Raw genomic sequence first — 12707 nt, 5'->3', positions numbered from 1 at the left:
GCATCCGCGGCGGGTGTGTTCCCGCCGGCCAAGGTCATCGTCAGGGGGCTACTCGATGAACAGGGGGGCCGATCGTTCGCTTCCACGTATCCCGCGAACGGTCTGGACGCTGGGTTTTGTCAGCCTGTTCATGGACCTGTCGTCCGAGCTGGTGCATAGCCTGTTACCACTGTATCTGGTAGGTGAGCTCGGCATCAGCATCCTGGCGGTAGGTATCATCGAAGGGGTGGCAGAAGCCACCGCCCTGATCGTGAAAGTGTTTTCCGGGGCGTTCAGCGACTTCATCGGGCGGCGCAAGGAATTGTTGTTGCTTGGCTATGGCCTCGCGGCCCTGACCAAGCCACTGTTCCCGCTGGCCAGTTCGGCAGGCGTGGTATTTACCGCACGTATTCTGGACCGGATCGGCAAAGGTATACGCGGCGCACCACGCGACGCACTGGTCGCCGATGTGGCGCCTGCCGACATTCGCGGTGCCTGCTTTGGCTTGCGCCAGGCGATGGACACCGTGGGTGCCTTTCTCGGGCCGCTGCTGGCCATTCTGCTGATGACCGTCTTTGCCGGGGCGATTTCGTCGGTTCTGTGGTTTGCCGTGATTCCTGCAGCGCTGGCCGTTGGGTTGTTACTGGTAGGGATCCGCGAGCCCGTCCATGAGGCGGGCGAGCGGCACTTCCGTGCGCCGTTGCGAATGGCCTCGTTGAAGCAGTTTTCCGCCGAATACTGGTGGGTCGTGGCCATTGGTGCGGCGTTTTCACTGGCACGTTTCAGTGAGGCGTTTCTGATCCTGCGTGCACAGCAGGCAGGTTTCGCGGCCACTTGGGTGCCTGTGGTCATGGTGGTGATGGCGGGTTTCTACATGGTGTCGGCATACCCGGTCGGTAAGTGGTCTGACCGCGTGAGCCGCACGTCGCTGTTGTCCATGAGCCTGGTGTTGCTGATACTGGCTGACGTTGTTCTGGCGCATGCCCAAAGCGCCTGGTCGATGATGGTCGGCGTTGCGCTGTGGGGGCTGCACATGGGCTTTAGCCAGGGCACGCTGGCCACACTGGTCGCCGATACCACGCCCGCCGCTCTGAAAGGCACGGCATTCGGGGTGTTCAACCTGGTCAGTGGGCTGGCCTTGCTGCTGGCGAGTGTGATTGCCGGCTGGCTTTGGCAAGCCTATGGTGCGGCGATGGCGTTCTACGCCGGTGCCGTGTTTTCGGCGCTGTCATTGCTCCTGCTGTTGGGCAAAACGCGCGCTGACTGACCTGGCCCGTACCCGCGCTGTTGGTGCACAAGCACCTTAAGGAACCCTTAAGCACCGCTGAAAGCCTGTTCAGCTTCCATTAAGTAATGGCCGTTATCGTGAAGCCATCTTTTCCTCTGCCTGAGGGCTTCTCGATGAAAAAGGTTGTCTTTTCCCTTGCACTCGCGGGTGTCGCCGCTGCCCCAGCATTTGCTCACGCTCGGGAAGTCACCCTCACCAGCACCCTGCAATCCTATCGGGGCAACGGTGCCTATGTTGCCATTTACCTGACCGATGCCCAGGGCAAGTACGAACGGACCCTGTGGGTGGCCGGCAAGAAGGCCAAGTACTACAAGCACCTGCGTGACTGGGCCCGTGGCAGCGGCCTGAATGCTGCCGAATTCGACGGCGTCAGTGGCGCCAGCGTCGGCAGTGGTGAAACGCTGAAAGTGTCGGTGGACATTGCTGATGCATTGATCGACGCCGGCTATCAAATCCGCATCGATACTGCGGTGGAAGACAAGCGCGAAAACAGCGCCGAAGTTCAGGTGCCGCTGACCCGCGAAGGTTCAGGCAAGGCCACGTCGGGCAACGGTTACGTCGATAGCTTCCGTTACGATCTCTGATACCGGTGAGGTACAGGCTAATGCTGCGCAAACTTCATTCATGGCCAGGTGTGGCGCTGAGTGTGCTGGTCATGGTCGTCGCCCTGAGTGGTGTGACCCTGGCACTGCAACCGACACTTACGCGTCTGGATGTCGGCAGCCCGCTGCAGTGTGTCAGCGCCGCCGTCGTCGCCTCGCGGATCACCCAGCAGGTTGCCGGTGTCGAACTGATCGAGCGCGCGCCGTCAGGCGAAGTTCGGGTGACCGTCGATTCGAAGCACGGTGGCGACACCGTGCGTGTCGATCCGCGCACAGGGGCAACGCTTGGGTCCTATGAGCCGGGTGCCTTTATGGCCTGGATGCGGGACTTGCACCGTTCGTTTTTCTCGGGCGATGTGGGGCGCGGCGTCAGTGGTGTCGTCGCCTTGGCGATGGCGCTGCTGTCACTGTCTGGTGTGGTGCTGTTGGCCCGCAAAATGGGGGGATGGCGCATGCTGCTGTCCCGATCAACGGGCGACCGTTCTCAGCGCTGGCACTCGGCCGCTGGCCGCCTGAGCCTGCCGGGGCTGATACTGCTGTCGGTGACAGGCCTGTACATGTCCGGCGTCACCTTTGGCCTGATCGACGATGGCATGGCGCTTGAGCCGGCCTATCCCAGCCAGGTTGCACAAGGCCCGCATGCGGCCGTTGCTGACCTCAAGGCACTCAAGGCGGTTGATATCGCTGACCTGCGTGAGCTGGAGTTTCCCAAGCCCAATGACAGCAACGGGGTCATCACCCTGAGAACCGCATCTGGCGATGGCTACGTCGACCCGGCATCAGGCGAACTGCTGAATTATCAGGCCCACACGCTGACGCGTCAGGTGTATGAGACGGTCTATCAATTGCACACCGGCGAAGGCTACTGGTGGTTGAGCCTGCTGTGTGGCCTGTGTGTGTCGGCAGTGCCGTTGTTGGCCATTACCGGCACACTGATCTGGTGGCAACGGCGCAGGCTGACGCCGACACTGCGTGCCAACGTCGGCGCGCAACAGGCGGATACCGTGGTGTTGGTCGGCAGTCAGTCGGCGACCACCTGGGCATTCGCCAGTGCCGTGCATGATGCGCTGACGAACGCTGGCCATGCCGTGCATACCGCCACCATGAACAGCTTGCAACCGCGCTATCGCCAGGCCAAGCGCCTGCTGGTACTGACCTCGACCTACGGCGACGGCCACGCCCCGGACTCCGCCAGTGCGTTCATGGCGCGTCTGCAACAGGCACAGTTGGGCCCGGACCTGAGCGTTGCGGTGCTGGGCTTTGGTGACTCGCGTTTCAAACAGTTCTGCGCCTATGCCCACCGGGTACAGGATGCCTTGCAGGGCGCGGGTTGCTCGATGTTGCTGCCCTTGGCAACGGTTGACCGTGGCGATGCCGAGGCCTTCAGCCAGTGGGGCAGTGCCCTTGCCGAACAATTGGGGGTCGAATTGCTGCTGAAACCGGCACGCGTCTCGGTGCCGACACGCAGCCTCGAATTGATCGAGCGGGTGGTCTATGGCGAAACCGAGGCAACCAGTACCGCCGTCTTGCGTTTTGCACCGGTACCCGGCAGCGGTCGTAACCTGCTGTCCCGATTACTGGGCAAAGACCGCTTGCCAGCGTTCGAGCCCGGTGACTTGCTGGGTGTGGTACCGAGCCGCGGGGAAGAGGCGAGGTTCTACTCGATTGCCACCAGCCGTAGCGATGGGGTGGTGGAGATCTGTGTGCGCCGGCATGCGCAGGGGCTGTGCTCGGGATACCTGCATACGCTGCCGCTTGGCGGTCGTATCGAGGCGTTTGTTCAGCAACACCCGCATTTCCGCCCCAGTGCCGGGCAGGCACCGGTCATTCTGGTGGGCGCGGGTACCGGGATCGGACCTTTGGTAGGTTTTATCCGCAAGAACCACCGGGCGCGCCCGATCAACCTGTACTGGGGTGGGCGTTCGGCCACAACGGAGTTCCTCTATGAGGACGAACTGGGTACTTACCTGGAGGACGGACGGCTCCACCACTTGAGCACGGCGTTTTCTCGCGGTGCGGAGCGCGCTTATGTTCAAGACCGTATTCGCGCCGATGCGCTGAAGTTGCAGGCGCTCATCCAGAGCGGTGCGCAGGTGCTGGTCTGCGGTGGGCGTGAAATGGCAGAAAGCGTCAGGCAGGTGTTTGATGGGCTGTTGGCACCCCTTTGCCTGAACGTCGAAACCCTTAACGTACAGGGGCGATACCGTGAAGATGTGTTCTGAAGCGGCGGCGCTTGAGCGCTACAGCCTGAATGGCGAAACCATGGGAACTCGCTACAGCGCCGTCTTCTATGCGCCAGCGGGCCAGGACTTGGCGGTGTTGGGTGCGCAGTTGTTTCAGGCGGTCGATGCCGTGGACCAGCAGATGTCCACCTGGAAGCCCGACTCCGCTTTGATGCAGTTCAACGCCTTGCCGGTGGGGGCGTGGAGGGTGATTCCCGACGCCTTGCTGTGGGTCTTGTCGACTGCGCTGCGTATCGAGCATGAGTCACAGGGGGCCTTCGATATCGGCGTGGGCGACCTGGTCAACGCCTGGGGGTTTGGTGCGGGCGGCCAATCCGCCGAACTGCCGCTGGTGAAGGGTAGCCAGAAGCGAAACCGCGCCTCTGCGGCCCTTGAACTCGACTTCAGCGCTCAGCGTGTACGTAAACGCTTGCCCATTACCCTGGACTTGAACGGCATCGCCAAAGGCTTTGCTGTCGACCAACTGGCTCACTGCCTGGAACAGGCGGGCATCAGGCATTACTTGGTCGGCATCGATGGCGAGATGCGTGCCGCCGGGCACAAGCCCTCGGGCGAACCCTGGAACATCGCGATTGAAAAGCCGCTGCGTGGCCGGCGAGAGGTGCTGGGGGTCATGGAACTCAGCGATGCCTCCATCGCCACCTCCGGAGACTACCGGCATTGGGTCGAGCGCGACGGCGTAGTGTATTCACACACCATGGACCCGGCCCGTGGCCGCGCACTCAGCTCGCCGCTGGCGGCGGTTTCGGTGGTTGCCACCAGCTGCATGTACGCGGATGCCTGGGCCACCGCGTTGATGGTGCTGGGCCCGGATAAAGGCGTTGCCTTGGCGCAGCAGCGGGGTATGGATGCGGTGTTTTTGCTGCGTGACGGCGACGGATTCAAGCAGATCGCTGTATTGGATGGCCAACTGCAATAGTTGGCACCTTGGTATTTACCCCGCCAATACCGTCGTAGGCAAGTCACTTCACAGGGGGCTTGCCTGCGATATCCCGCGCCAAGACGCCCGCGCTTGGCGCTCTGAGTGAGCTTCAGAAATTTCCTACTCGGTTTGCTGAAACGGATGAGCGCGTATTGGCTTACTGTTGAATGAATAGGAAAAAGTACTGCGGCCTGTCCGACACGTTAACTGGATACCCCACTCACTGTCCTCTCACGGAGCGAGAAATGATTGTTCGACTGATTACAGGCGACCTCTGCGGATTCACGACAAAGCCTGGGACAGGCGTTGCGCCTGCGCGTTTGTCCTCTAAACGTCCTATGGCTCTGTAGGAAACATCTATGGCCACCTTCATTCTTCTTCCCGACCTGCTCTCGCGGTCGAACACGGTCGTCAGCTTTTCCGGTACAGCAGGTAAGCACTATGAGTAGCGTTCATGACCAGGCCATGCAGTATGTCTATCGACAAGTCCTTCAGCGGCTGATGGAGCGCTTTTCCCCGGCTCAGCGCGCTTCATTGCAACTGTTGATCCAGCGCGTGATCGTCGCCGCGGGCGGCTATGAGCGCGTCGGTAGCTTCAAAGTGATGTATGCCCATGGGGGTGGCAAAGACAGTGTTCATGCCCTGGCATTTCTGCGGGCTGCGCAATTGAGCATTGCGGCTCGCGCTCACGCGACCTTCAACCTGCGCATTGCCACCGCCCGGCATGCGGGCATAACCGCTGACGTCATTGCGAACATCGAGCGTGGTTACTCGGCACTGTTTGTCCAGGATGATCCGCGTGTTGAAGTGCTGGTGCTCGATGATGGTGTCATGCAGCCGTTCGACAGTGCTCAGCTCTCGTCGCCAAACCAGCGTCAGGCAGACCGCAACGATCTGTTGTTGGCCGGGCATCTGGCGGGCGGGGTGGCTTGCCCCCCATTCTGTGGATGCTGTTACGCGGGCCTGGCCGACCTGTACCGGCATGCAATGGCATGGGACGGCGGTGTGGATGCGGTCATCAGCGCCGACCCCTTGCCTGAGCGCAAGCGCTACCTGGCCTGGGGGCGGCGCAAGCTGAGGCGAGCGGGTGTTGGCCTCAGTGCCCAGGTTGCGACATTTCCCCGGGCGATGATCGACGCGCTGAGCGCGGTGCGGCGTCAACACCTGCAACGGTTGCTGGGCCTGCCGCTGCAAACCCAGTACTTCTCCGGCAATCAACGTCCTTTGCGGTTCATTGCGATCGATGATCTGGTTCACCAGCCGTTTGACGCGGAGTGTGAGGTGTTAAGCGCGTTTCTTGGTTTCCAGTGCAGTGAGCATTCGTGCGTGCTCAGCGAATCGGATTGCGTCACGCCACTGCTGAGCGCGCACCTGTGGGGCCTTCGGCGCGAGCATGTGCACGGGCAGTGCTACGCGGACGGCGTGAGCGATTACCTCAAGCGAGCCGGTATTCGGATGCAGCGCAAGCAGATGTCGCCGCTACTGCAGCGCGAGGTCCTGGTAGCGTGGCAGGGCGCCGATCAGTTGGCACAGCGTCGCCAGCAGGCCGCTGATCTTGCCACTCAGGCCTATGGCTTGAGTGAGGCTCAGTTGATCTGCCTGCTGTTTGCGCCCTTTATCGAAGGCGGCAAGCGGCTGGAGGCGTTTTTGCGCCAGTGTCACCCGGGTATGCTGGTTGCGTTGCCCTACATGCACAAGGCGCTGCGTGAGCAGCGGGCACCGGAGCCGGTTGTTCAGTGGCTGGTGAATATCAGTGGCTTGCCGCTGTCGACCTTGCAGACGTTGTACTGGCTTGAAGCCGAGACGTTGAGTAAAACGCTCTGTCACCCGGTAAGCGATCTGTCGCCTGGCAGGGCCATGGCAAGCCGCTGATCACGGGAAGTTGCCAAGAGAGCTGATCTGTATGTATAACCAGTGCCTGGACATTCTGGTTGCCTGCCTGCTGTGATCGCTCACCCTGTTTCTGATCCGTTTTACTACCTCCACAACTTCCAGCAGGTACTGGACTGGTTGCTGCTGCGTTATGCCGATCTGCTCTCGGAGCAGGAGCATGATTTCATTCACCAGTTCGGCCAACAACCGCAGGCCGCCCGGGCGATGCTGGTGCGCATGGTGATGCGCAAGGGGCAGTTGTTCCGCGAAAGCAAGTTGGAATACGCCGAAATCGGCCCGTCAGCCGAGGCACTGGCGCCGTTGGTGGCCCTGGCGTGGGTCGACGATGATGCCGTGCTGAGCCTGGAACAGCTGTTTCAGATGCTGCGCAAGGATGAAATCGTTGACTGTTTCGCCACGGCATTGACGCGCCCGCGTGCGGCCAAACCCGAGCTTTTTGAACAACTGGCACCTCTGTACCCAGAGCCACGTCGTTTGTCCGAGTGGTATCCGGGGTTTGCCGAGGTTGTCTACGCGTGGCGCTTGCAAGCCCTGTGCGACCGCTTGCGCCTGCTGTTCTTTGGCAATCTGCACCAGGACTGGTCCGAATTCGTATTGGCTGACCTTGGCGTACTGCGCTACGAGCAAGTGGCGTTCAGTGCCGATTCCCGGGCGATGCGTGAGCGCAACGATGTCGAGGTCGCCTTGGCCCTGCATGAGTGTGCCGAGCAACTGGCTGCGGGGGTTGCTGTCGAGCAGGTACTGGCGCGTGCCGAGTGCCTGCACAGCCTTAACCCCTGGCTGGAACGCCGTCGCGCTCGTTTGCTGTTCCAGCTGGGCCAGCAGTGTGAGCGCGAGGGTAACTGGGCGCTGGCCCAGCAGATCTATCCGCTCAGTGCGCACCCGCAGGCGCCATTGCGCCACATACGGGTGTTGGAGCGCGACGAACAGTGGGCGGCCGCGCTGAATCTGGCCGAGGCGGTCAGTGAGCAGCCGCTGAATGCACTGCAAGCGCAGGCGTTGGACCGCGTACTGCCGCGCCTGCGGCGCAAGTTGGGTGGGCCCGCGCAGCCGAGGCGCAGCGCACCTGACGTACACCGGGTCGACCTCTGCCTGCCTCGCGAGCATTCGACGCTGGGTGTCGAGCGGGCAGTCCAGCAGCACCTGGAGGAAGAGGGCGGTCAGGTGTTCTACGTCGAGAACTGCCTGTTCAATGGCCTGTTCGGCCTGCTTTGCTGGGACGCGATTTTCGCGCCGCTGCCGGGTGCGTTCTTCCACCCTTTCCAACGTAGCCCTCAGGACCTTCATGATCCCGGTTTCCACGCACGTCGTGAGGCGCTGTTTGGCGATTGCCTAGCGCAGTTGGAAGACGGTCGCTATCACCAGACGATTCGCGCCAACCATACGGCGAAGCGCGGCTTGCAGTCGCCTTTCGTGGTGTGGGAGGTGCTTGACGAAACGCTGTTGGAGCAGGCCTTGGCGTGCCTTCCCGCTGAGCATCTGTCCGCGTGTTTCCGGCGCTTGCTGGAAGATATCAAACATAACCGCGCCGGCATGCCAGACCTGATTCAACTGTGGCCCGAGGCGCGGCGTTACCGAATGATCGAGGTCAAGGGGCCTGGCGACCGTCTGCAGGACAACCAGCTGCGCTGGATAGCGTTCTGCAGTGAGCATGGCCTGCCGGTCGAGGTCTGCCATGTGCAATGGGCGCCGCAGGCGTCATGAGCTACGTAGTCGCGGTGCGTGCCCTCTGCGAATTCACCGCAAAACAGGGCGATCTTGACCTGCGCTTCACCCCGTCGCCCACGGCGCAGGAAGGAATGGCCGGGCATCGCCGGGTGGTTGCTCGGCGCGGGCCCGACTATGAAGCAGAAGTCACCCTGGAGGGCTGTTACGAGCAACTGCGCGTGCGCGGCCGCGCCGACGGTTACGCGCCATCAGCCAACCGCCTGGAGGAAATCAAGACCTACCGAGGCGACCTTGCCAGCCAACCGCATAACCACCGCGAGCTGCATTGGGCGCAGGCGCGCATTTATGGCTGGCTGCTGTGCAGCGCGCGGCAACTGACCGACATTCACCTGGCGCTGGTCTACCTTGATGTCGACAGTGACCGCGAGACGCGTATCGAGCAGCACTACCAGGCCGAGGCATTGGAGCAGTACTTCAAGCAGCAATGTGCGGTGTTTCTGGGTTGGGCGATCCCGCAGATGCAGCGCCTGAGCGAGCGTAACAGCGGGTTGCAGGCATTGAGCTTTCCCTATGCGCAGATGCGTAGCGGCCAGCGCGATCTGGCCGAAACGGTGTACAAGGCGGTCAGCACCGGTCGTTGTCTGATGGCCCAGGCCACAACGGGTATCGGCAAGACCCTGGGCACGTTGTTCCCGATGCTCAAGGCTGTCGTGCCGCAACAGCTGGACAAAGTGCTGTTCCTGACCGCCAAGACGCCGGGCAGGGCCTTGGCGCTGGAGGCGGTGCGCCAGGTCATGACCAGTGCCCCGACGTTGGCGCTGCGCAGCCTTGAACTGGTGGCCAGGGACAAGGCCTGCGAGTATCCGCAGAGCGCCTGCCATGGCGAATCCTGCCCGTTGGCGAAGGGCTTTTATGACCGATTGCCGGTGGCTCGCCAGGCGGCCCGGGAAGTCGCCTTGCTGGATAAAGCCGCGTTGCGCGAGGTGGCGCTGACGCATCAGGTCTGTCCCTACTACTTGAGCCAGGAGATGGCGCGCTGGGTCGATGTGGTGGTCGCCGACTACAACTATTACTTTGATCAAAGCGCCTTGTTGTACGGCCTGGCCCAGGTCAACCAATGGCGGGTGGCGGTGTTGGTGGACGAGGCACACAACCTGGTCGAGCGCGCCCGTCAGATGTACAGCGCGAGCCTCGATCAGTGGTTATTGCAGAGCCTGCGTCGCAGCAAGCCTGTCGGCATGAGCAGTGCCCTGCAGCAACTCAATCGTCAATGGAATGCCCTGCACAATGACCAGGTTGCGCCCTACAGGGCCAGTGCCGAGTTGCCGACGGCCTTTCTCAAGGCCTTGCAGCGCTGCCTGACGCTGATTCAGGAACAGATGAATCAGGCCCCGTCGGGGCTGGACCCCGCATTGATGGACTTCTATTTCCGTGCACTGCAGTTCAGCCGCTTGAGCGAGGTCTTTGATGGGAACTTCCTGTTCGACATCAGTAAGCGCGAGGCACAGGGGCGGCGCAGCCTGTCCACCCTGTGCCTGCGCAACGTGCTGCCCGCAGCATTGATCGCGCCGAAAATGGCGGCGGCGCGCAGCGTTGTGCTGTTTTCCGCCACCCTCGGCCCCCGGCAGTTCTATGCCGACCTGCTGGGGATGCCAGGCGACACTGCCTGGCTGGAAGTGGCATCTCCCTTTGTCGCAGAGCAGTTGCAGGTACGCGTGGTGAGCAATGTGTCGACGCGCTACCAGCACCGTCAGGCATCTATTGCCCCCATCAGCGAGCTGATTGCCGAGCAGTACGCCCGGCAACCAGGCAACTACCTGGCGTTTTTCAGCAGCTTCGAGTACCTGCAGCACGTGGCTGAAATGCTCGCAACGCGGTACCCGGCCATTCCCCAATGGCGTCAGTCGCAAGGGATGGCGGAGGAGGCACGCCTGGCGTTTCTCGAACGCTTTGTCGAAGGTGGGCAAGGGGTTGGTTTCGCGGTGTTGGGCGGGGCGTTCGCCGAAGGGGTTGATCTACCGGGAACCCGCCTGATCGGCGCATTCGTCGCCACCTTGGGCCTGCCACAAGTCAACCCGGTCAACGAGCAGATCAAGCAGCGCATGGCCGAGCGGTTTGGCGCGGGCTTCGATTACACCTACCTGTACCCAGGCGTGCGCAAGGTTATCCAGGCCGCAGGGCGCGTCATTCGTGGCCCGCAGGACCGTGGGGTGGTCATGCTGATTGATGATCGATTCGCCGAGCAGAAGGTACAGCAGATGTTTCCAGGCTGGTGGGCACCGCAAAAAAAATAGTCGTCAGGGCAGGGAGCTTCCTCGTCGCCTTAAGGTCAAACTGCCAGTAAACTGTGTCCTTTCATTACCCTGAACACCCATTCTTGAGGTTTTGCATGAAGCTCAGTCCCCTGGCGGGCAAACCGGCACCTGCGTCGATCCTGGTCGATATCCCTCGACTGCTGACCGCCTATTACTCTGGCCGGCCGGACGCCGGCATCGCCACCCAACGCGTGGCGTTTGGTACCTCCGGGCATCGCGGCAGTTCGCTGGAGTTGAGTTTCAACGAAGACCACGTACTGGCTATCAGCCAGGCCATCTGCCTGTATCGCAAGGTCAAAGGCATCGATGGTCCGCTGTTCGTCGGCATCGACACCCATGCACTGTCCACCCCGGCAGCGGCTACCGCACTGCAGGTACTGGCGGCCAATGGCGTCGAAGTGATGCTGGCCAAGGACGATGAGTACACGCCAACGCCAGCAGTGTCCCACGCGATTCTCTGTTACAACCGTGGTCGCAGCCGCGGGCTGGCCGATGGTGTGGTCATCACGCCGTCGCACAACCCACCACAGAGTGGCGGTTTCAAGTACAACCCGCCCAATGGCGGCCCGGCTGACAGCGACGTCACCAAGTGGATCGAGGCCAAGGCCAACGAACTGCTGGCCGATGGCCTGAAAGACGTGAAACGCATGGACTACGAGCAGGCGCTCAAGGCTAGCACGACCCATCGCCATGACTACCTGGGCAACTACGTCAGCGATCTGATCAATGTGATTGATTTCGATGCTATTCGTGGTGCCAACCTGCGCCTGGGCGTTGACCCGCTGGGCGGTGCCGGTGTGCGCTACTGGTCGGCCATTGCCGATCACTATCGCCTGAACCTGGAGGTGGTCAACACTGAGGTCGACCCGACCTTCCGCTTCATGAGCGTTGACTGGGACGGCCAGATCCGCATGGACCCGTCCTCGCCTTATGCCATGCAGGGCCTGATCGGCCTGCGTGAGCGTTTTGACGTTGCCTTTGCCTGCGACCCCGACCATGACCGCCACGGCATCGTCACGCCGAACGGCCTGCTGGCACCGAACAACTACCTGGCGGTTGCCATTGACTACCTGTTCCAGAACCGTCCGCAGTGGCGCGCCGATGCAGCCGTCGGCAAGACGGTGGTCAGCAGCGGCCTGATTGACCGGGTGACGGCACGTTTGGGGCGTCGCCTCTACGAAGTACCGGTGGGTTTCAAGTTCTTCGCCGAAGGGTTGTTCGACGGTTCACTCGGTTTTGGTGGCGAAGAGAGTGCAGGCGCTTCGTTCCTGCGCAAGGATGGCAGTGTCTGGGCCACCGACAAGGACGGCCTGATCCCGGCGTTGCTGGCGGCGGAAATCACTGCACGTACCGGGCGTAACCCGAGCCAGGCCTATGCGGCACTGACTGCCGAGCTGGGTGAGCCATTCGCAACGCGTGTCGAGGCCAAGGCCAACCCGCAACAGAAAGCCTTGTTGAGCAAACTGGCGCCGGAGCAGGTGAAGTCCACTGAGCTGGCCGGTGAGCCGATTCAGCAGATCCTGAGCCATGCCCCAGGCAATGGCCAGGCCATTGGCGGTTTGAAAGTGATGACCGCCAACGGCTGGTTTGCGGCGCGTCCGTCGGGTACCGAGGACATCTACAAGATCTACGCCGAAAGCTTTATCGATGATGCGCATTTGCAGCGCCTGGTAAGCGAAGCCCAGGAATTGGTCGACAACGCCATTTCTTGATCATCGGTCGCGCACAAGCCCCGCGCCTACAGCTTGCGCGGGCCCTGTTGGAGCAGGCTTGCCTGCGATAGCGTCGGTGGGGTAT

At 61.8% G+C, this 12707-nt stretch carries 8 protein-coding genes; all 8 read left to right on the top strand.

The window, feature by feature from the left end:
- The first annotated feature begins 55 nt into the window (after nucleotides 1–55).
- Nucleotides 56–1246 carry an MFS transporter gene (locus CS390_RS13525; protein ID WP_099775007.1) on the top strand — a complete coding sequence of 397 codons (1191 nt, stop codon included), beginning with the start codon at nucleotides 56–58 and terminating at the stop codon, nucleotides 1244–1246.
- 134 nt (nucleotides 1247–1380) lie between these two features.
- Entirely contained in the window at nucleotides 1381–1851 is a 471-nt protein-coding gene (locus tag CS390_RS13520) for a DUF2271 domain-containing protein (protein ID WP_099775005.1), read from the top strand.
- A gap of 20 nt (nucleotides 1852–1871) precedes the next feature.
- Nucleotides 1872–4091: a PepSY-associated TM helix domain-containing protein gene (locus CS390_RS13515; RefSeq protein ID WP_099775003.1), complete on the top strand. Its 2220-nt coding sequence runs from the start codon at nucleotides 1872–1874 to the stop codon at nucleotides 4089–4091.
- Complete coding sequence (locus CS390_RS13510) at nucleotides 4081–5031, top strand: FAD:protein FMN transferase (protein ID WP_099775001.1); 951 nt, start codon at nucleotides 4081–4083, stop codon at nucleotides 5029–5031. The genes CS390_RS13515 and CS390_RS13510 overlap by 11 nt, the downstream gene beginning before the upstream one ends.
- Before the next feature lie 444 nt (nucleotides 5032–5475).
- Entirely contained in the window at nucleotides 5476–6906 is a 1431-nt protein-coding gene (locus CS390_RS13505; RefSeq protein WP_099774999.1) for a hypothetical protein, read from the top strand.
- Between the two features lie 72 nt (nucleotides 6907–6978).
- Complete coding sequence (locus tag CS390_RS13500; protein WP_099774997.1) at nucleotides 6979–8631, top strand: VRR-NUC domain-containing protein; 1653 nt, start codon at nucleotides 6979–6981, stop codon at nucleotides 8629–8631.
- Entirely contained in the window at nucleotides 8628–10889 is a 2262-nt protein-coding gene (locus CS390_RS13495; protein WP_099776684.1) for an ATP-dependent DNA helicase, read from the top strand. Before CS390_RS13500 ends, CS390_RS13495 begins: the two co-directional genes overlap by 4 nt.
- Nucleotides 10890–10984: 95 nt before the next feature.
- A complete protein-coding gene (gene pgm, locus CS390_RS13490; RefSeq protein ID WP_065757608.1) occupies nucleotides 10985–12622 on the top strand; it encodes a phosphoglucomutase (alpha-D-glucose-1,6-bisphosphate-dependent) in 1638 nt (545 codons plus the stop codon).
- The last annotated feature ends 85 nt before the right edge of the window (nucleotides 12623–12707 follow it).

This window comes from Pseudomonas sp. HLS-6, from assembly GCF_002753995.1.
Classification (GTDB): Bacteria; Pseudomonadota; Gammaproteobacteria; order Pseudomonadales; family Pseudomonadaceae; genus Aquipseudomonas; species Aquipseudomonas defluvii.
The sequence above is the reverse complement of the archived record's forward strand: the minus strand, read 5'-3'. Positions and strand labels throughout refer to the sequence as shown.